Source organism: Pseudomonas putida group bacterium ESBL64 (assembly GCF_045277175.1).
Lineage (GTDB): Bacteria > Pseudomonadota > Gammaproteobacteria > Pseudomonadales > Pseudomonadaceae > Aquipseudomonas > Aquipseudomonas alloputida.
Genome location: NZ_CP145799.1, coordinates 325,186 through 345,376 on the forward strand (window position 1 = coordinate 325,186; position 20,191 = coordinate 345,376).

The 20,191-nt window shown below is 63.6% G+C and carries 17 protein-coding genes; 10 read left to right on the top strand and 7 right to left on the bottom strand.

Features of this window, described 5'->3' with window-relative positions; translation table 11 throughout:
• Window positions 1-31 precede the first annotated feature (31 nt).
• The gene (locus V6093_RS01475; protein ID WP_108078839.1) at window positions 32-505 is read right to left on the bottom strand and encodes a YMGG-like glycine zipper-containing protein; all 474 of its coding nucleotides are present in this window, start codon (window positions 503-505) and stop codon (window positions 32-34) included.
• Window positions 506-655: 150 nt separating this feature from the next.
• On the opposite strand from V6093_RS01475, the gene V6093_RS01480 reads away from it, so the two are divergent.
• Genes V6093_RS01480 through V6093_RS01495 form a run of 4 tightly spaced genes read left to right on the top strand, consistent with a single transcriptional unit; the run spans window position 656 to window position 4,060 of the window.
• Window positions 656-1,252, top strand: a complete 597-nt coding sequence (locus tag V6093_RS01480; RefSeq protein ID WP_406669680.1) for a paraquat-inducible protein A — start codon at window positions 656-658, stop codon at window positions 1,250-1,252.
• The gene (locus tag V6093_RS01485) at window positions 1,249-1,878 is read left to right on the top strand and encodes a paraquat-inducible protein A (protein ID WP_012052818.1); all 630 of its coding nucleotides are present in this window, start codon (window positions 1,249-1,251) and stop codon (window positions 1,876-1,878) included. The genes V6093_RS01480 and V6093_RS01485 overlap by 4 nt, the downstream gene beginning before the upstream one ends.
• Window positions 1,878-3,518 (top strand): intermembrane transport protein PqiB, encoded by a 1,641-nt coding sequence (locus V6093_RS01490; protein WP_108078840.1) that lies wholly within the window; start codon window positions 1,878-1,880, stop codon window positions 3,516-3,518. Before V6093_RS01485 ends, V6093_RS01490 begins: the two co-directional genes overlap by 1 nt.
• 11 nt (window positions 3,519-3,529) lie before the next feature.
• On the top strand, window positions 3,530-4,060 hold the full coding sequence (locus tag V6093_RS01495) for a membrane integrity-associated transporter subunit PqiC (RefSeq protein ID WP_047603931.1): 531 nt from the start codon (window positions 3,530-3,532) through the stop codon (window positions 4,058-4,060).
• Between the two features lie 10 nt (window positions 4,061-4,070).
• On the opposite strand, the gene V6093_RS01500 is transcribed toward V6093_RS01495, so the two are convergent.
• A complete protein-coding gene (locus V6093_RS01500; protein WP_406669681.1) occupies window positions 4,071-5,825 on the bottom strand; it encodes a phosphoethanolamine transferase CptA in 1,755 nt (584 codons plus the stop codon).
• A gap of 211 nt (window positions 5,826-6,036) precedes the next feature.
• Here V6093_RS01500 and V6093_RS01505 point away from each other — a divergent pair, with 211 nt between their 5' ends.
• Complete coding sequence (locus tag V6093_RS01505) at window positions 6,037-6,192, top strand: DUF2986 domain-containing protein (protein ID WP_014860836.1); 156 nt, start codon at window positions 6,037-6,039, stop codon at window positions 6,190-6,192.
• A 29-nt stretch (window positions 6,193-6,221) separates the two neighbouring features.
• On the opposite strand, the gene V6093_RS01510 is transcribed toward V6093_RS01505, so the two are convergent.
• Together V6093_RS01510 and V6093_RS01515 are read right to left on the bottom strand one after the other, a co-directional pair.
• Window positions 6,222-6,596: a hypothetical protein gene (locus V6093_RS01510; protein WP_014860835.1), complete on the bottom strand. Its 375-nt coding sequence runs from the start codon at window positions 6,594-6,596 to the stop codon at window positions 6,222-6,224.
• Between the two features lie 198 nt (window positions 6,597-6,794).
• A complete protein-coding gene (locus tag V6093_RS01515) occupies window positions 6,795-7,385 on the bottom strand; it encodes a biliverdin-producing heme oxygenase (RefSeq protein ID WP_014860834.1) in 591 nt (196 codons plus the stop codon).
• A gap of 162 nt (window positions 7,386-7,547) precedes the next feature.
• On the opposite strand from V6093_RS01515, the gene V6093_RS01520 reads away from it, so the two are divergent.
• Window positions 7,548-8,039, top strand: a complete 492-nt coding sequence (locus V6093_RS01520) for a GNAT family N-acetyltransferase (protein ID WP_047603929.1) — start codon at window positions 7,548-7,550, stop codon at window positions 8,037-8,039.
• Window positions 8,040-8,152: 113 nt separating this feature from the next.
• On the opposite strand, the gene V6093_RS01525 is transcribed toward V6093_RS01520, so the two are convergent.
• The 3 genes from V6093_RS01525 to V6093_RS01535 all read right to left on the bottom strand — a co-directional run bounded on the left by V6093_RS01525 (window position 8,153) and on the right by V6093_RS01535 (window position 12,803).
• Window positions 8,153-9,526, bottom strand: a complete 1,374-nt coding sequence (locus tag V6093_RS01525; protein ID WP_019751907.1) for an 8-oxoguanine deaminase — start codon at window positions 9,524-9,526, stop codon at window positions 8,153-8,155.
• A 160-nt stretch (window positions 9,527-9,686) separates the two neighbouring features.
• The gene (locus V6093_RS01530) at window positions 9,687-11,267 is read right to left on the bottom strand and encodes an aldehyde dehydrogenase (NADP(+)) (protein ID WP_406669682.1); all 1,581 of its coding nucleotides are present in this window, start codon (window positions 11,265-11,267) and stop codon (window positions 9,687-9,689) included.
• Window positions 11,268-11,420: 153 nt separating this feature from the next.
• Window positions 11,421-12,803: an APC family permease gene (locus V6093_RS01535; RefSeq protein ID WP_012052810.1), complete on the bottom strand. Its 1,383-nt coding sequence runs from the start codon at window positions 12,801-12,803 to the stop codon at window positions 11,421-11,423.
• A gap of 282 nt (window positions 12,804-13,085) precedes the next feature.
• On the opposite strand from V6093_RS01535, the gene V6093_RS01540 reads away from it, so the two are divergent.
• The 4 genes from V6093_RS01540 (at window position 13,086) to V6093_RS01555 (ending at window position 20,100) form a co-directional block, all read left to right on the top strand.
• Complete coding sequence (locus V6093_RS01540; protein ID WP_014859221.1) at window positions 13,086-13,928, top strand: helix-turn-helix transcriptional regulator; 843 nt, start codon at window positions 13,086-13,088, stop codon at window positions 13,926-13,928.
• Window positions 13,929-13,970: 42 nt separating this feature from the next.
• Entirely contained in the window at window positions 13,971-15,353 is a 1,383-nt protein-coding gene (locus V6093_RS01545) for an aspartate aminotransferase family protein (protein WP_004575424.1), read from the top strand.
• A 194-nt stretch (window positions 15,354-15,547) separates the two neighbouring features.
• Entirely contained in the window at window positions 15,548-17,041 is a 1,494-nt protein-coding gene (locus V6093_RS01550) for an aldehyde dehydrogenase (RefSeq protein ID WP_143999958.1), read from the top strand.
• A gap of 152 nt (window positions 17,042-17,193) precedes the next feature.
• Window positions 17,194-20,100: an HD domain-containing phosphohydrolase gene (locus tag V6093_RS01555; RefSeq protein ID WP_332729072.1), complete on the top strand. Its 2,907-nt coding sequence runs from the start codon at window positions 17,194-17,196 to the stop codon at window positions 20,098-20,100.
• The last annotated feature ends 91 nt before the right edge of the window (window positions 20,101-20,191 follow it).

A 20,191-nucleotide genomic window follows, 5' to 3' on the forward strand; every position in this document is an offset into this window, starting at 1 on the left:
CCCCGGCAGGAGGCGCATGGCGTGGCATTGCTCAGGGGCTGACCTGATAGCCGCGCCCCTGCAGGCAACCGCTGTAGGCACTGGCATGGGCCTGGGCTTTTGCCTCGTCCTGGCCGCGCCGGTCCTGGCGCCGGTCCTGACGCTGGCGCATGCCACCGACCGCGGCCCCGGCGGCGGCCACTTCGCCGGCACGGTTCTGCCGGTATTGCTGCTTGGCATCGTCACCCACCCGGTCGTACAACGCGTCATGCTGGTTGCCGCGCACCTGCGCGCCTACAGCACCGGCGGCGGCACCCGCAGCTGCACCGCGAACCCGGCCACCGACATGGGGGTCGCTGGACGTCGCCGTGCCGTTTGCGGCATTGGTGGCGACGGTATTGCAATCGTTGATATCCAGTTGCATCTGCTGGCTGCTCTGGCCCTTGAGCGGCACCACCGACTGCGCCTGGGCGGCCGATGCTGCGCACAGCAGCATCAACAGGTAACTCCACGTGAACGTACGCATGGCACACCTCCACCGGGCAGAAAGCCCGCCTCACAGGATAGTTCGCCTTTGAGGTCGTGATGGAAGTTTTGCCCAGATGGTCTACACCGGATATCAGACGCCGTTCCGATTAGCCTCTTGGCCTGATCCAAGGCTACCTGCGGGCAAACCATGAGCCAGACGCAAGATCTGATCATCTGTGAGTATTGCGACACGGTGTACCACCGCGCACCGCTGCTCAAACATCAACGAGCCCTTTGCCCGCGCTGTGGCGGCGTGCTGTACCGGCACAGGTCACTGACCATCGAGCAGCGGCTGGCATTGAGTGTGACTGGCGGTGTCCTGCTGGTGTTCGCCAACTATTACCCGGTGATGACCATCGGCATGCAGGGGCTGACCCACTCGGCCACATTGTGGGACGCCGTGCAGATCCTCAGTCACGGCAGTATCACCTTCATCGCCCTGGTCATGGCGCTGTCGATCATTTTTGCGCCGCTGCTACAAATTGCCCTGTTGTGCTGGGTGTTGAGTTTTGCCCTTGACGGTCAGCGTGCCCCCGGCTTTGCCCTGTGCATGCGTGGCCTGGAAAGCCTGCGGCCCTGGAGCATGCTGGAGGTGTGTCTGCTGGGGGCGATGGTGGCGGTGATCAAGCTGGCGGGGCTGCTCGATGTGATCCCCGGTATCGGCCTGCTGGCCCTGGCCGCACTGAGCATGTTGATCATCCACATTGCCGGCAAGGACATCCGCGATTTGTGGGAACAGGTATGACTGTCCCAGCCATGGCGCACGACCTTGGCTTGTGTCTGTGCCATGGCTGTGGCCAGGCATGCGACACGCGCAGTGGCGCGCACACCTGCAACCGGTGCGGCGCCGTCATTCACCGGCGCAAGGCCAATGCCATCAGCCGTGGCTGGGCGTTTCTGCTGGCCGCACTGATTTTCTACATCCCCGCCAACCTGCTGCCGGTGATGCACACCGAAATGCTCGGCAGTGGTACAGAAAGCACCATTGGCGGTGGCGTGCTGGAGTTCTGGGAAGCCGGGGCCTGGGACATCGCGCTGATCATTTTCATTGCCAGCGTGGGTGTGCCCGCCATCAAGTTCTTTTCCCTTGGCCTGCTGCTGTTCACTGCCCAGCGTGGTTCTTCCTGGGCCTGCCGGCAGCGTTCGCAGTTGTACCGCTTCGTCGAGCTGATCGGCTATTGGTCCATGCTCGATGTGATGGTAGTGGCGTTGGTGGCTGCGCTGGTGCAACTGCGCGGGCTGGGCACCATCGAGCCGCGTGTGGGCATTCTGTTTTTTGGCATGGTGGTTGTGCTGACCATGTTCTCTGCGATGAGCTTTGATCCACGCTTGATCTGGGATAGCCATGCCAACGAGGGGAGGCCGCATTGATGGGGCAACAGACTGACAAGCGCGAGGGCCCTGGGCAGGTTGAAGTGCGCACCCGACGTTGGAGTGTGTCGCTGGTATGGATCGTGCCGATCCTGGCGATCCTGATCGGCGCTTCGCTGGTGGTGCGCAACTGGATGCAGCAAGGGCCGGTGATCACCATTTCTTTCCACAGTGGCGAGGGATTGGTGGCGCACAAGACCCAGGTAAAATACCGCAGCGTGGTGATCGGCGAAGTGACCACGGTGGACTTGGCCGACGACAATAAGAGCGTGGTGGCCAAGGTTCAGCTCTCCAACGATGCCCGTTCGTTTGCTACCCAGGGGGCGCGCTTCTGGGTGGTGCGACCGCGCATCGGCGTGGGCGGGGTTTCCGGGGTGGACACGCTGCTTTCGGGCAGTTTCATCGGGGCCGATTCAGGCGAGTCGAAGGTGCCGGAAAAGTCCTTTGTCGGCCTGGAGCTGCCACCGCCGATCACCTATGACGAAAAGGGCAAGCGTTTCGTTCTTGTCGCCAGCGACCTGGGCTCACTGGATATCGGCTCTTCGATCTACTACCGCAAGATCCCGGTGGGCGAAGTGGTGTCCTTTGCCCTCCAGGGCGATGGCAAGGGGGTAGAGATTGGCGTGTTCGTGCAGGCGCCCTACGACACGTTCGTCACTGATGACACGCGCTTCTGGAATGCCAGTGGCATCGACATGCAGATCGGTGCCAATGGCCTGAAGGTCGATACCGAATCGCTGTCGTCGATTCTGGTGGGCGGGCTGGCCTTCGGCTCGCCCGATTTCGCCGCGCAAGCCGAGCCTGCTGCCGATCAGGCCCGCTTCCAGCTATTCGCGGACCGCGACATGGCGCTGTCGCCTCCGCATGGCCAGGCGCAGTACCTGCAGTTGCGCTTCGACCAGGCCATGCGTGGCCTGTCGGTGGGCGCGCCAGTGGAATTCAAGGGGGTGGAGTTTGGCCGGGTCACCTCGATCCAGCTCGATTACGATGCTACGCGGCAGAGCTTCCCGGTAGTGGTCGATGCGGTGATCTACCCCCAGCGGCTAGGGCCGGTGCACCGCAAGATGCTGGCGGTGTTCAAGCACACCGAGGGTGATATGGAAGGGGCGCGGAAACTGATTGGCACGTTTGTCGAACATGGGCTGCGGGCCCAGGCGCGTAGCGGCAACCTGATCACCGGGCAGATGTTCATTTCGCTGGACTTCTACCCGGATGCCCCGAAGGTGACCTTCGACATGGCTGCCAACCCCATCATGATCCCGACGCTGCCCGGCAGCCTTGAGCAGTTGCAGGAACAGCTGCAGCGGGTGATGGAGCGCATTGCCAAGCTGCCGCTGGAAAGCATCGCCGGTAACCTGGACGGTAGCTTGCGTGAGCTGCGCGCCAGCCTCAGGCAGTTCAATGGCCAGACGCTGCCGGAGGTGAAGGTGGCGCTGGACGAGGTGCACAAGACCCTGCGCACGGCCAACTCGGCCATTTCCGAAGATTCGCCGCAGCGCGAGCGAATGGGCGAAACACTGGACGAGCTGGAGCGTATGTCGCGTTCGCTACGTGACCTTGCCGACTACCTGGGCCGCCACCCCGAGTCGCTGATTCGTGGCCGGCCGAAAGCGGCCGGGTCCGCAGACCTTGAACCTTGAGGAGACAGCCGATGCAACGACTGCGCAATGCATGTGTGGCCAGCCTGCTGGTGTGGCTCGGGGGCTGCAGCAGTACGCCGAACAACTACCACACGTTGGTACCGAGCGACCCGGTACGTGACAGCGGCCAACGCATCCAGGTGGTCAGGGTGGCTGTGCCGCCCCAGGTCGACCGCCCACAGTTGGTGGTGCGGCAAGGGCAGAGCGGCCTGGCCATCCTGGAGACGGAGTGGTGGGGCGCCAACCTGGTGGATGAATTCCGCAGCGCCCTGCAGGACCTGTTGGGCGGCCCGGCGGGCGGTGGCAAGGCGTCGCTGCGGGTGGATGTGCAGCGCTTCGACACGGTACCAGGGCGCTATGCCTCGCTGGAGGCGGTGTGGCGCCTGAAGCAGCAAGGGCAGGCCGAGCTGACCTGCCGAACGTCCGTGCAGACTGCCGCGGACAACAGCATCACCAGCCTGGTGAATGCACACCAGGCCAACCTGCGCAAGTTGGCCGAGGCGGTGCGGGGGAGTGCCCTGCAGGGTAGCTGCCGGGCATGAACCGGCCTTATTACTGCCGGGTGCTGGCTGTTTCCTGTGCCCCGTCGGCCTTGTCCTGCGGCAGCTGATCGAACTCGCGCAAGCCATCCTTGCGGTACGGATCGCCGATCCAGCGTGGTGCTGCCACGAACTGTGGGCTCACCAGGCTCTTGGCCGGTTCATAGCGGTCGTAGCTCAATCCGGCCAGGTCTGACAGGGTATGGATCAGATGCGAACTGCTGTAGGGGCGGTTGGCCATTGCCTGCAAGTCACGCGGGTGTTCGGCCTGCCAGCTAGGCGAGGTCCACAGCAGGAACGGGATGGTGTACATCGGCCGGGTCGGTGCGCCTTCATTGCGCCCCAGGCGGTCGTGGTCACCGGAGCTGTACACGTCTTCACCATGATCGGACAGGTACATCAGGAACCCGTTGGGGTTGCCTGCCGCATAACGCTTGATCAGGGTCGACACCACATAGTCGTTGTAGCGCACCGCGTTGTCATAGAAGTTGTAGGTTTCTACCTGGTCCGCCGTCAGCTTGGCTGGCACACCTTGCTTGTCGTTGAAGTGCGCATAGTCGTCCGGGTAGCGGTAGCGGTAGTCCATGTGCGTGCCCAGCAGGTGCACGATGATGAACTTGTTGGGCGCAGGGTCTTGCAGGGCTTTTTCGAACGGTGCCAGCACCACGTCATCGTATTGGCTGGCATTCTGGTTGCGCTGGTTGTTCAGGTACACCGGCGCGTCTGTTTGCTGCGAGAAGGTGGTGAGCATGGTGTTGCGCTTGGTCAAGGTCTGCTGGTTGGTGATCCAGAAGGTCTTGTAGCCTGCCTGTTTCAGCAGGTTGATCAGCGACGGGTCGCTGAGGAAGCGGTCCGGGTTCTGCTCGTCGCCGAACGTGAGAATCTGCTGCATCACTTCGATGGTGTACGGGCGCGGCGATACCACGTCGCGGAACACGGTCAGGCCCTTGTCGCTGGCGGCCAGCGCGTCGAGGTTGGGCGTGGTATCGCGGTTATAGCCATACAGGTGCATGTGCTCGCGGGTGGTCGACTCGCCGAGCACCAATACCAGGGTGCGTGGCGCTGTACCACTGCTGTCTCGCAGGTTTTGCAGCGGTGGCAGTGCGGCATTCTGGGCCAGCAGTTTCTGCATGTTGTCCAGTTGCTGGCGGTACTGTCGGTAGCCGACCAGCAACTGCCAAGGGACGGCCGGCTCCATTCGCTGCTGCACTTTTTCGAGCGCATCGGCGAAGTTTCGCTCCTGGGTGACCATCTGCTTGTAGAACGGCATGACCAGGTTGGCCACCAGCAATAGCACGACCACCGGCAGGCGGCTGCGCAGCGGCAGGCTGACCGGGCGCACGCGCCGCCACAGCATTACCGCAACCAGCGTGTACAGCACCAGTGTCAGGCCCAGCCCCACGCTGAAGTATTGGCTGAAGTACTCACCAGCCTCGGCGGTGTTGGACTCGAACATCACAAAGATGACGCTTTGTGAAAACTCCTGGCGATAGATGCCGAAGTAGCTCAGGCCCACCAGCGATGCAGCCCACAGCACCAGACCAATGATTGCCGCGGTGGCGCGGGTGAAGCGCGGCAGCAACAGGACGGGCGCCAGCCATAGGCTGCTGAGGAATAACGCATCGCGAAAACCGGCGAAGCCGGTCGTCCCGCTGAACAGCAGCAGCGCCTGGGTTACACCGGAGAAATACCAGAAGAACAGCAAGAGCCAGCCGAGCCCGGCCCAGTCCACGCGCTTGTGCGCGGCGGGGGATGTAGTGTTTGACACGTATGCCTCGTCGTACCTTGGCGGCCAGCGGTTGTGCGCGTGACCGGAAAGGGCGTGACGCTAATCTGCGGACTGTGAAAAATACGTCAACGCGTTGAATCCTGTGAGCTGCGTGGCCGTAGCAGGCATAAGCTGGGCTGTTCACCGCGTTTTCCCAAGGCTGCCGGGTTATGATGGCGGCAGCGAAACGTCCTGAAAGGCCCCGTAGACTATGAACCGTCGTAAGAAGATCAAGCAGCTATTGCAGGCGCATGCCAAAAAGGCCAGTGCCAAGCTGGCGCCACGCAAGCCCAAGTACATCTGCAAGGCGGACCGCTTGAAGATGGAGGCAGAGGCGTCGGGGGAGGCTCCGCAGCTGGCCGACTGACACTGCCCCTAAAACCGATCGCTTGGGCTTCAACGGCGGTAGTAATGATGCGCGTCATGATGACGCTGGCGCATGGCGCGCTCATGGCGGCGCTCCCAATCACGGCGCCGTTCCCAGTCGCGCCGCCGCTCCCAGTCCCGACGGGCTTGTTCACGCCGCCACTGTTCGCGGCGCCAGTCGCTTCGATGGTCGTGCCAGCGATCGTCATCATGCGCCAGGAGGGTGGCCGGCTGTTCAACGGCCACGCTGGCCACGCTCGACCAAGGGTTGCCGGCTGGCTTTAACGGTGACTGGACAGCCGGTGAAACCGGTTCGGCGGCTTTCATTTGCGTTGCCGATGCCGTGCCCACCGCCGCGAGCGAGAACAGGCCGAGCAGCACCAACCTTGCGACATGTATTTTCATGAGCGTAGCCAACCTCTGATAACGAATGAGCCATCTGGCCAGCAGGTGTGGGGCGAACCCTGTCTCGCGTTCCGCTACCTTCTGTGCCTCACACATAGACAGGGAATCAAGAAAAAGTTCGCTACAGCAACAACTTGAAGAACTTTGCCGGGGTGGTTGGCGCTGTGCAGTAGCCGCCGTGAGTGCCCCACTGGTCAGTCATAGGCCTGCAAACACCTCACGCAAATGCCGCCGGTAACTGTCGAACGCAGCAATCGCCCCTTTCACCACCTCTGCTTCTTCCTGCTCCCCCAGCACCAGGCTGTCCAGCCTGGCAACAAATTCGCGCCAATGCAGCGCTCGGCCATCCGGGTGAGGGGCCAGGTGGCGGGCCCCCTTGTCACCCTCCAGCCCAAGACGTTGCGTGTGCTTGTAGAGAAACGCCGCCCCCAGGTTCGAGCCTTCACTGCAATACAGCCATCCCAAGGCCTGGGCCGAGCTGACACGGACCGGTTGGGTGGGCGTTGGCAGCAGCAGGCCGAGGTCGCGCAGGTCGGCCTCGACTGCCGCGAACCGTGACAGCGCCGCCAGCCCCGGCAGTTGCTGGTTGAGCTGTTCATCCTGATACAACGCCAACAGGCTGCCATGAAAACGGTGCTGCACCCGCAGGAAGCGCCCATAACGCTCGCGGCTCTCGAAAGGCCGCGCTGCCATTACCAGTTGATCGACGCTGTCATGATCCCTGCTGCTGGCCGCTTTCAGGCGTTTGCAGCGGCTGGGTTCGGTGAAGGGGGAAGTTACAGCGGTCATCGGCGTATCCGTGGCAATAGAGCAAGGTCCCCATGATGCTTGCCATCCTTGGCAAGCATCAAGCGTCACACGCCCGACCTGACCGAGTTCGCAATGATGGAGCGCAAGGTCGAGGCTCATTTATCATGGCGGCTGCCTTTACCATTGCCAAGGATACTTGCCATGAGCGCCCTTCAGTTCCGCACCCCCGTTCCCGCCGATGCCGAGCGTTGCTACGCCATCGAAATTGGCGCCTATGAAGGGGATGAGGCGGCCACGCTGGAGAAAATCCGCACGCGTATCACGCAGTACCCACAAGGCTTCCTGGTGCTGGAAAGCGACGGCGAGATTGTGGGTTTCATCAACAGTGGCTGCGCCCACGAGGTCGTGATGTCCGACGAGGCCTTCAAAGAGCTGGTCGGCCATGACCCGGCGGCCGCGAACGTGGTGATCATGTCGGTGGTTGTAGACCCGGCCCACCAGGGCAAAGGCTACGCCAAACTGTTGATGAACGAATTCATCGGGCGCATGCACGCGGCGGGCAAGCAGACCATTCACCTGATGTGCAAGGAGCAGCATGTGGCCCTGTACCAGAAGCTGGGCTACCGATACGTGAAACCGTCGCCGTCGGACCACGGCGGTATGGCCTGGCATGAGATGGTCATGGACCTTTGAGTGGACATGACATCGTAGTGCGCGCTACCCGCAGCTTTTCTACATGACAGCGCAGCCCAAAGGGCTGCGCATGACCTTCATTCAACCCGGCGATGCCGAGCTGATGCCTGGCCTCAAGTGCCACTGACCAGCTGATGGGCCAGCTGGTTGTGGCGTTCCAGTACGCGCGGCAGGTCGACGGTGGCCAGCTGGCCGTCTTTCACCACGACGCGGCCGTTGATCACGCTGGTATGCACCTGGGTCGGGGTGCAGAACACCAGTGCCGCCAATGGGTCATGGTGGCCGCCGGCATACGCCACATGGCCCAGGTCGAAGGCGACGAAATCGGCGACCATGCCCGGGGCCAGGGCGCCGATATCATTGCGGTTGAGCACTTTCGCGCCACCCAGGGTGGCAATCTCCAGTGCTTCGCGTGCGGTCATCGCGTCAGGGCCGAAGCCCACCCGTTGCAGCAACAGGGCCTGGCGCACTTCACCGATCATGCTGGCGCCGTCGTTGGAGGCGGAGCCATCGACCCCCAGGCCCACCGGTACGCCGTGGTCGCGCATCTTGCGTACCGGGGCGATGCCCGAGGCCAGCCGCATGTTCGAGCATGGGCAGTGGGCGACGCCGGTGCCGGTGCGGGCGAACAGCTCGATGCCGTGCTGGTCGAGCTGCACGCAGTGGGCATGCCATACATCATGGCCGACCCAGCCAAGGTCTTCGGCGTACTCGGCAGGGGTCATGCCGAACTTCTCGCGGCTGTAGGCGATGTCGTTGACGTTCTCGGCCAGGTGGGTGTGCAGCGACACCCCATACTGGCGCGCCAGCACGGCAGCTTCGCGCATCAGGTCGCGGCTGACCGAGAACGGCGAGCATGGCGCGACCACGATGCGGCGCATCGAGCCGTGGCTGGCATCGTGGTAGTCCTCGATCAGGCGTTGCGATTCCTTGAGGATGTCGGCTTCCTTTTCCACCACCGCGTCAGGTGGCAGGCCGCCTTGGCTCTGCCCCACGCTCATGCTGCCGCGCGCGGCGTGGAAGCGCATGCCGATCTCGGCCGCCGCGTGGATGCTGTCGTCGAGCTTGCAGCCGTTGGGGTAGATATACAGGTGGTCGCTGGAGGTGGTGCAGCCGGAGAGAATCAGCTCGGCCATGGCGGTCTGGGTCGACACCGCGATCATCTCGGGGGTTAGGCGCGCCCAGATCGGGTACAGGTTGGTCAACCAGTTGAACAGCTCGCCGTCCTGAGCTGCCGGTACCACGCGGGTGAGGCTCTGGTACATGTGGTGGTGGGTGTTGACCAGGCCTGGGATGACCACCTTGCCGGCCATGTCCAGAACCACATCGGCGTGCTGCGGGAGGGTATCGCTGGGGCCGACTTGCTTGATCAGGTTGCCTTCGATGAACAGGCCGCCGTTCTTGATTTCGCGGCGTTCGCCGTCCATGGTGACCAGCAGCGCGGCGTTTTTGACGAGGAGCGTTTTTGCAGGGTTTGTAGATGACATGGTGCAAGCCTGCGCAATACGCATCGGCGATTACCGATGTCATAGGCGCTCGGTATTGTAAGCAAGCTTTTTACTGATTGTATACAGCTTGAAGCGCCAGTGCCGGCCTCTTGGCGGCTAGAGCCGCGAAGAGGCCGCAACGGGTTGCAGCCATGAAAGATCACACCGCCTCGCGGCTGCTCACACCCTCCAGCAACCGGGCAATCCCCAGCGGGTTAGCGTTTTTCAACGCATCCGGCAGCAGTGCGTCCGGGTAGTTCTGGAAGCACACCGGGCGCAGGAAGCGGTCGATGGCCAAGGTGCCGACCGAAGTGCCGCGGGCGTCGGAGGTGGCCGGGTAGGGGCCGCCATGCACCATGGCATCGGAAACCTCCACACCGGTCGGGTAGCCATTGAGCAGCAAGCGCCCGGCCTTGCGTTCGAGCAGCGGCACCAGTGAGGCAAAGGCGCGCAAGTCGTCAGGTTCGGCAATCAGGGTGGCGGTCAGCTGACCTTGCAGGTGACGCAATGCTTCGGCCAGTTGCTGGGCATCGGCCACTTCAACCACCACGGTGCAAGGGCCGAACACTTCTTCCTGCAACAGCGGGTCGCCATTGAGCAGCAGGCTCACGTCGGCCTTGAACAACTGCGGCTGAGCCTGGTTACCCGTTTGCGGTTGGCCGGCCAGATGCTGGATACCCGGGTGCGCCAGCAGGTGCTGCACAGCGTTCTGGTAGCTGCGCAGGGTGCCAGCGTTGAGCATGGTCTGCGGGCTCTGGTCGGCCATGCGTGCCACCAGCGTTTGCAGGAAATGCTCGAAGTGCGGCGAGCTGATACCCACCACCAGGCCCGGGTTGGTGCAGAACTGCCCGCAGCCCAGCACCACCGAGGCGGCCAGTTCGGTCGCCACCTGTTCACCGCGAGCCTGCAGAGCCTGCGGCAGCACGATCACCGGGTTGATACTGCTCATTTCGGCGAACACGGGGATCGGCTGCGGGCGTGCTGCGGCCATGTCGCACAGGGCGCGGCCACCGCGCAGCGAGCCGGTAAAGCCGACTGCCTGAATGGCTGGGTGCTTGACCAGTGCTTCGCCCACACCGGCACCGTAGATCATGTTGAAAACGCCCGCCGGCATACCGCTGCTGGTCACTGCACGGTCGATGGCCGCGGCCACATGGGCCGCAGTGAGCATGTGCCCGCTGTGTGCCTTGAACACCACCGGGCAGCCGGCGGCCAGCGCCGAAGCGGTGTCACCGCCAGCGGTGGAGAAGGCCAGAGGGAAGTTGCTGGCGCCGAACACGGCCACCGGGCCCACGCCGATGCGGTACTGGCGCAGGTCCGGGCGCGGCAGCGGGGTGCGCTGGGGCAGGGCGCGGTCGATGCGTGCAGCGTAAAAGTCGCCACGCCGTACCACTTCGGCAAACAGGCGCAGCTGGTTGCTGGTGCGGCTGCGTTCGCCGCGGATGCGCGCTTCAGGCAGTGCGGTTTCGCGCATCACATCCTGGATGAAGTCATCACCCAACGCGTCCAGTTCGCTGGCGATCGCGTCGAGAAAAGCGGCGCGCTGGTCCGGGCGGGTGCTGCGGTAGCTCGGGTAGGCCACCTCGGCGGCCTGCGCGGCGGCCTCCACCTCGTCGCCGGTCGCCTGGTGGAAGGCGTAGGGCAGTGCTTCACCGGTGTGGGCGTCGAGGCTGTGCAGCAGCACGTCACCGTGGCCACTGAGCTGGCCGGCGATGTGGTTCAGGCGGTGTTCGATGGACATTTCGTTTCCCGTTGGCAATGAAAATCGTTGGTCAGGACTGTAGGGGGCGAACGGGGGGCTGAATAATGATTAATCCGGATCGGGTGATAACGAGCAGTTATCACCCGGGTTCTCGCGATGCCCTGCAGGAGCGGTCATGCAAGGCGTCAGGGCTCACTCGGCCATCTGCAACTCTGGCAGCTTCACGCGCAACGCCCGGGTCAGCCCCAGTAGCACCAACAGGCCCAGGCCCATCCAGCACAGGCCGATGGTGAACGACAGGCTGGTCAGGCTGCTCCATAGCCACAACGTGCTGAGAAAGCCCAGGCCGGGAATGGCGCCGTACAGCAGGCAGTTGCGGCAACCGCGCAGTTTCTGGTCAACCAGGTAGTGCTTGACCACTGCCAGGTTCACCGCTGAAAAGGCGAACAGTGCGCCAAAGCTGATCATGTTCGCCACGGTATCCAGGGTAATCACCAGGGCGATCAGCGACAGCAGGCTGACCACCAGGATGGCAGTGGCCGGCACGCGCTTTTTCGTCACCAGCTGGCCGAATGCCCGCGGCAATGCGCCGTCGCGGCCCATGGCGAACAGTACGCGCGACACGCTGGCCTGGGACACCATGGCCGAGGCGAAGCAGCCGGCCACGTAGGTAGCGGTGAAGGCGGTTACCAGCAGCTCGCCGCCCACCCGGCGCATCACGTCGACCGACGCCGAATCCGGATCGGCGAAGCTGCCCCAATCGGGGAACACCATCTGTGCGCAATAAGACACCACCAGAAACAGCAGGCCGCCGATCAACGACACCGCCAGAATCGCCACGGGAATGCGGTAGGTCGGGTTACTGGTTTCCTCAGCCATGGTCGATACCGCATCGAAGCCGAGGAACGACAGGCACAGCACGGCGGCGCCGGTCATGATCAACGGCACGCTGAAGCCTTCGTGGTGCAAGGGGGCCAGCAGCGACACCGGCTCCGCCTGTCCACTGAGCTTGAGAATGGACAGGGCGACGAAGACGATGATGAACACCAGTTGCACCACCACCAGGATCCAGTTGACCCGGGTGATCGACTCGATGCCGATCAGGTTGAGGAAGGTGACCAGGGCAATGGAGCCCGCCACCCACACCCAGGCATGGATGGTCGGGAAGTATTCCGACATGTAGATGCCGATCAGCAGGTAGCTGAGCAGCGGCAGAAAGATGTAGTCGAGCAGCAGTGTCCAACCGGTGATGAAGCCGATATGGCTGCCGAAGGCCTTGCGCGTGTAGGTGTAGACCGAGCCGGAGTAGGGGTGGGCCTGGACCATGCGGCCGTAACTGTAGGCGGTCAGCAGCATGGCGGCGAGCGTGAGCAGGTAGGCGGTGGGCAGGTGCCCTTTGGTCATCTGGGTGACCAGCCCGTAGGTGGTGAATACGGCCAGGGGCACCATGTAGGCCAGGCCAAACAGCACCAGGGCGGTCATGCTCATGGACTTGCGGAAGCGGCCGGTGCTGGTGCCGGGTTGCGAGGGTGCATGCGGGGCGGGGCTATGGGCTGTACTTGTTGTTGTATGCATTGCTAACTCCTGAAAAGGGATGCAGGACACCGCGGCAGGCGAGCAGGCTCGCAACCGTTAGGTGCTGTGCAAGGAGGTCGAGCGGAAAGCTCGCAGCGCTGGGGCGGGTTGATGCTCCCACACCCTGCAGGCACCCGGAATCACCCTTTGGGGTGAGCGGCCACTGCCCTTGCCCGGCTCACCCCAAAGGGTGATTCCGGTGCCTGCAGCCCCGTGGGAGTATCTGCTCAACGACGCACCGCACCGGCGGCGGTGCCACTGAGAAGAAACGGCAGGCTTACAGTGACTAATCAATTGCTTTCAGCACAATGGTTCGAGCACCAGGCCAAGGTCACCGAGGCGATCGGCCGGCCGGGCTTTGCCGCCAGCCTGTTTGCTGCATTGAGTGTGATACGGCCGATCCAGGCGACCACGGTGTACCTGTACCCGCACGACGGCATGCCCTGTGCGCTGTTCGAGCAGGATGACAAGGCACCTTGGCAGCCCGAGGGCAATGTCAGCCGCTACCTGTCGGGCTTCTACCTGCTTGACCCGTTCTACGGTGCTTGTGTGGAACAGGTCGAATCCGGCTGCTACGGCCTGTTCGAAGTGGCGCCCGATCACTTCGAGGTCAGCGAATACTACCAATCGTTCTACCGCCACTCGCACCTGGAGGACGAACTCAACTACATCCTGCAGGTGGCGCCCGGGCAAAGCCTGGCGGTGTCGCTGGCCTTCACCGACAAGCTGGATGGGCAAAGCCGCACGCGGTTCGGGCTCATCACGCCTTGGGTACTGGCGGTACTCGGCAAGCATTTTGCCGGGCTGGACAGCCGCGCAGGGCGCTTCGAGAACATCCTCGAGCAACGTATTCATGCCGCGCTGAACAATTTCGGCAGCTCGCTGCTGACCGAGCGTGAATGCCGTATCGCCCAGCTGATCCTGCGTGGTCACTCGACCAGGTCGCTGGCCGAGCGGCTGGGGGTGTCGGAAGACACCATCAAGTCGCACCGCAAGAACGTCTACGTCAAGCTCGACATCGGCACCCAGTCCGAACTGTTCTCCCTGTTCATCGACGCACTGGCCAATGCCCAGGGCGTGCTGGGCAAGGACCCGCTGGAAAGCTACATGGGCAAGCTGCGCTGAGCGCCAGCTGCCCTGCAACCCCACCGCAAAGGAAAACCAACAATGAACGCGCCTTTCGCCCCGCAACGCCAGACCCGTGACTACCAGGCAGCCGATGCCGCCCACCACATTCATGCCTTCCTCGACCAGAAGGCGCTGAACGCCGAAGGGCCGCGGGTGATCGTCGGGGGCGAACGCCTGCACCTGTGGGACAGCGAGGGCAAGCGTTACCTGGATGGCATGTCCGGCCTGTGGTGCACCCAGCTCGGTTATGGCCGTCGTGACCTGACGGCCGCCGCAGCCACGCAGATGGATCAGCTGGCCTACTACAACATGTTCTTCCACACCACCCACCCAGCGGTGATCGAACTGTCCGAGTTGCTGTTCAGCCTGCTGCCGGGGCACTACAGCCACGCGATCTACACCAACTCCGGCTCCGAGGCCAACGAGGTACTGATCCGCACCGTGCGCCGCTACTGGCAGGTGGTTGGCCAGCCAGGCAAGAAGGTCATGATCGGCCGCTGGAACGGCTACCACGGCTCGACCCTGGCGGCCACGGCGCTGGGCGGGATGAAGTTCATGCACGACATGGGCGGGCTGATTCCGGATGTGGCACACATCGACGAACCTTACTGGTACGCCGAGGGCGGTGAACTGACCCCGGCCGAGTTCGGCCGCCGCTGCGCCCTGCAGCTGGAGGAAAAGATCCTCGAACTGGGTGCCGAGAACGTTGCCGGCTTCATTGCCGAACCCTTCCAGGGGGCCGGCGGCATGATCTTCCCGCCGGAAAGCTACTGGCCGGAAATCCAGCGTATCTGCCGCCAGTACGACGTGCTGCTGTGCGCCGATGAGGTGATCGGTGGCTTTGGCCGCACCGGCGAATGGTTCGCCCATGAATACTTCGGCTTCGAGCCCGACACCCTGTCGATTGCCAAGGGCCTGACCAGCGGCTATGTGCCCATGGGCGGCCTGGTGCTGAGCAAGCGCATTGCCGAGGCGTTGGTGGAGCGCGGCGGGGTATTTGCCCACGGCCTGACCTATTCCGGCCACCCGGTGGCGGCGGCAGTGGCCATCGCCAACCTGAAGGCGCTGCGTGACGAAGGCATCGTGCGCCAGGTGAAGGACGACACGGGGCCGTACCTGCAGCGCATTCTGCGCGAAGTGTTTGCCGATCACCCATTGATCGGCCAGGTGCAAGGGGCCGGGCTGGTGGCGGCCCTGCAGTTTGCCGAGCACAAGCCGACGCGCAAGCGCTTTGCCAACGAGAACGACCTGGCCTGGCAGTGCCGCACCTTTGGTTTCGAGGAAGGGGTGATCATTCGCTCGACCCTGGGCCGGATGATCATGGCCCCGGCCTTGATCGCCAACCACAGCGAGCTGGATGAGCTGGTGGAGAAGACCCGGATAGCCGTAGACCGCACGGCGCGGCTGGTCGGCAAGCTCTAAGCCTTCTGGGGGCGCTTCGCGCCCCGATCGCGACGCAAGGCCGCTCCCACAGCAATCGCGTCGCTTGCAGGGGCAACGCTGTTCTTGTGGGAGCGGCCTTGTGTCGCGATTGGGCTGCAAAGCAGCCCCGGCGATTCATCCGTGGGACGACGCCCCCATCCAAAAGATTGCTCCCATGTTTACCAGGAGTACACATGTATACCCTCGAATTCTGGCAACAGCGCGCTTCGGATCTGTACCTGCCATCCCAGGCGCTTATCAGCGGCAAACCCGTCAACGCACAGGATGGCGCCACCTTCGCAGCCATCAACCCCGCCACCCACAACGTAATGGCACAGGTTACCGCCTGCGGCCAGGCCGAGGTCGACCTGGCCGTCGCCAGCGCCCGTCGAGCCTTTGAGCACGGCCCCTGGCCGCGCATGGCGCCGGGCGAGCGCAAGAAAGTGCTGTTGCGCCTGGCCGAGCTGATCATGGACCATCGTGAAGAACTGGCCTTGCTGGACTCGATGAACATGGGCAAGCCGGTGATGGACGCCTACACCATCGACGTGCCGGGCTCGGCACATGTGTTCGGCTGGTACGGCGAAGCGCTGGACAAGCTGTACGACCAGGTGGCGCCCACGGCGCCCACGGCGCTGGCCACCATCACCCGCGAAGCCCTCGGCGTGGTCGCGGCCGTGGTGCCGTGGAACTTCCCCCTCGACATGGCCGCGTGGAAGCTAGCCCCGGCGCTGGCTGCCGGTAACAGCGTGGTACTCAAGCCCGCCGAGCAATCACCGTTTTCGGCCCTGCGCCTGGCCCAACTGGCGCTGGAAGCGGGGTTGCCGGAAGGCGTACTGAACGTGGTGCCGGGCCTGGGCGAGCAGGCCGGGCAGGCGCTGGGCCTGCACCCGGATGTGGACTGCCTGGTATTCACCGGCTCCACCCAGGTGGGCAAGTACTTCATGCAGTATTCGGCGCAGTCCAACCTCAAGCAGGTGTGGCTGGAGTGCGGCGGCAAGAGCCCAAACCTGGTGTTCGACAACTGCCAGGACCTGGACCTGGCGGCGGAAAAGGCCGCCTTCGGCATTTTCTTCAACCAGGGCGAGGTGTGTTCGGCCAACTCGCGGCTGTACGTGCAGCGTGCCATCCACGATGAGTTCATCGAGCGCCTGCAGGCCAAGGCTCGCCAGTGGCTGCCCGGTAACCCGCTGGATCCGGCGAGCCGCGCCGGGGCCATTGTCGATGCCGAGCAGACCGGCCGCATCGAGGCCGCCATCGTGCGTGCCGGGCAAGAGGGTGCGCGATTGGTGTGTGGCGGCCGACGCCTGACCGTCGAAGGTTCGGACAACTACATCGAGCCGACCATTTTTGCCGGTGTCGAGGGCCGCATGAGCCTGGCGCGGGAGGAGGTGTTCGGCCCGGTGCTGGCGGTCAGCGCCTTCGACACCGAAGAAGAAGCGGTGCGCCTGGCCAACGACAGCATCTATGGCCTGGCAGCCTCGGTGTGGAGCGACGACTTCAACCAGGTGCACCGGGTAGCGCGTGCGTTGAAAGCCGGTACCGTATCGGTGAACACGGTCGATGCGCTGGATGTGACGGTGCCGTTCGGTGGGGGCAAGCAGTCGGGGTTTGGCCGCGATCTGTCACTGCATTCGTTCGACAAGTATTCGCAGCTCAAGACCACCTGGTACCAGTTGCGCGGCTGATCTCCTGATCATGGCCCACGTCGCCTGCGTCGCGGTACAAAGCCTTGCACGATCGTCTGTAAACGTGTTGCCGGCCCGGCAGAACGCTCACATGCACTCTACACTGCTGCAGACATCAGCCAAGGCAATGTGCCGCACATGGAGTACCTGGGATGGGCTGCGTGTCGACGGGGCGTGTCGTTGGCAATAGAGGACGTGGTATTTCACTGCAGTGGCTGGTGGCGCTGGCCATCGTGCTGGGCATGCTGCTGCTCGGCGCTGCCCTGGCCTGGCAGGGGTACCGCGGTATTCGCCAAACCCTTGTGGCTGCTGCTGGCGATGCCGCCCAGCAGGTTGCCAAGACGATCGACGAGCGCGCCAGGCGCCTGATCGAGCCTGCGCAAAGCAGCATTCGCCTGCTTGCCCACAACCCGACTGTGCACACCCAGGCACAGCGCCTGGATCGGCTGCCACAGCTGGTGGAAATGCTGGACGCCAACCGCATGCTCAGCGCCGCCTATCTGGGTTACCCCAGCGGCGAGTTCCTGCTGGTGCGTCGCCTGCATGACCCGCAGCTGATGCAGCGTTTCGCCGCTCCACCGGGCACGGCATTTCTGGTGCAGAGCGTCAACCATGGCGAGGGCGCCAAGGTGCAGGGCGAGTGGCGTTTTTATGATCGGGCGCTGAACCTGTTGCAGGCCCAGGCCAAACCTGACTATCGCTACGATCCACGCCTGCGCCCCTGGTTCGCTGAAGCCACGGTACAACCCTCTACGGTGCTGACTCGCCCTTATGTGTTCTTCACCACCCGCGAGGTCGGCTTGACCATGGCCCAACGTAGCGTCGACGGTGGCGCCGTGATCGGCCTGGATGTCTCGGTCAACGACTTGGCCAGCGAGACTCAGGACCTGCGCATGACCCCGGGTACCGAGATCGTGGTGGTCGATGACCAGGGCAACGTTGTGGCCTATCCGGACCCGCAGCGGGCAATCGTGCACGAAGGGCAAGGCGTGCGCCTGTCGCGTGTCGCCGAGCTGGGCGCTCCCAGCCTGGCGCGGCTATACGCTGACCTGCCCAAGGGCAACCAGCCTCAGCCTTATCAGGTGGATGGCCAGACCTGGTATGGCATTCGTGTGCATCTGACCACCCTGGCCGGGCACGACTTGTACGTGCTGATTGCCGTACCCGGCCACGAGTTACTGGTGGGGGCGCGCAAAGTCTTGTACGAGCAGTTGCTCTGGACCGTGGCGCTGATGGCCGTGCTGCTGGTGCTCGGCGGTGTGCTTGGCCGGCGCATTGGCCGCCCGCTGCGGCTGTTGCGCGAGCAGGTTCAAGGCTTGGCCAGTTTTGATTTCAGCCGTGAGGTGGGCGTGCACTCGCGGGTTTCCGAGGTGCGTGAACTGAGCCGCGTGCTGAGCCGCATGTCCGGTACCATTCGCCACTTTCAGGCGATTACCCTTACGCTCAGCCGTGAGCGAAACCTGGAGCGCATGCTCGACGGCGTGCTGAACCATCTGGTAGAAGCTGCCGGGGGCGACGCCGGCGGGGTTTACCTCTATGACGCTGAACAGGCTTTGCTGCGCCTGGCCGCCTCGTGCCGCGGTGAACACTACCCAAGCGAGCTGGCAGTGGATGAGGGCGCCCGGCAGCACTTGGCTGTAACAGTGACCCAGGCCCTCGGCCTGCATGAGCGCAGTCTGGCCGTGGTGCTGAATGACCGTAGCCAGGCACTGTTGGGCATCCTGGTCCTGCAAATGGACGAAGAGCAGGCGCAGGAGCGGGTGGGCGAGGCATTCCGGCGCTTTGTCGAGGAATTGTCCGGAGTGGCTGCGGTGGCTATCGAAACCCGCCAGTTGGTCGAAGCCCAGCAACGCCTGCTGGACGCCATGATCAAGCTGCTGGCAGACGCCATCGATGCCAAGAGCCCCTATACCGGTGGCCACTGCGAGCGGGTGCCTCAGCTGGCGCAGATGCTGCTGGATCAGGCAGTGGCAGCTGACAGCGGTCCGTTCGCCAGCTTCAGCATGACCGAGGCAGAACGGTACGAGTTCCGTGTGGCAGCGTGGCTGCACGATTGTGGCAAGGTCACCAGCCCCGAGTACGTGGTGGACAAGGCGACCAAGCTGGAGACCCTGTACAACCGCATCCACGAAGTCCGCATGCGTTTCGAAGTGCTGTGGCGCGATGCGGAGCTGGCCTACTGGCAAGGCCTGGCCAGTGGCGCCGACCAGCAGGTGCTGAAAGCCGCACTGCAGCGAAGCCAGGCCGAGCTGCAGGACGACTTCGCTTTCGTCGCCCAGGCCAACATCGGCGGCGAGTTCATGCAGGACACCGATATCCAGCGTTTGCAGGTGATCGGCAAGCGCCGCTGGCTGCGCCATTTCGATAACCGCCTGGGCATCTCCCGTGACGAGGCGGAACGCCTTGTCGGCGTGCCGCAGCCTGCACTGCCGACAGAGGAGGCATTGCTGGCTGATCGCCCCGAGCACTGCGTGCACTGGGGCACCCGCACGCCGCCGGTGGTCAAGGATGACCCGCGTAATATCTGGGGGTTCGACATGCACCTGCCAGGCCACGCCAGCAACTACGGCGAGTTGTACAACCTGTCGATCCGCCGTGGCACGCTGACTGACGAAGAACGCTTCAAGATCAACGAACACATCGTGCAGACCATCATCATGCTCAGTGCGCTGCCGCTCCCGCGCCAGCTCAAGCGGGTACCCGACATCGCCGGCAACCACCACGAAAAGATGAACGGCAGCGGCTATCCGCGCCGCCTGGGCGGGCAGGACCTGGGCATCGCCGAGCGGGTGATGGCGATTGCCGACATCTTCGAAGCACTGACGGCAGCAGACCGGCCTTACAAACCCCCGAAGACGCTGTCCGAATCGGTGAAGATCCTGGTGGCCATGGCCCGCGAGGGGCACGTCGACGGGCAACTGCTACAACTGTTCCTCAGCAGCGGGGTATACCGCCAATATGCCGAGCGCTTCCTGCGCACCGAGCAGATCGACGAGGTGGATGTGGTCTACTGGCTGGCGCAGATTCAGGAGCGCAGCGCAGCGAGACCTGTGAGCTGAGGGACGACAGCGCTGAAAAATCAGACCGCGTGGCGCTCGATTCAAGCGCCACGGCCTTTCCCTGCGTCCTCCTGCAGAGCGCCGACCACCC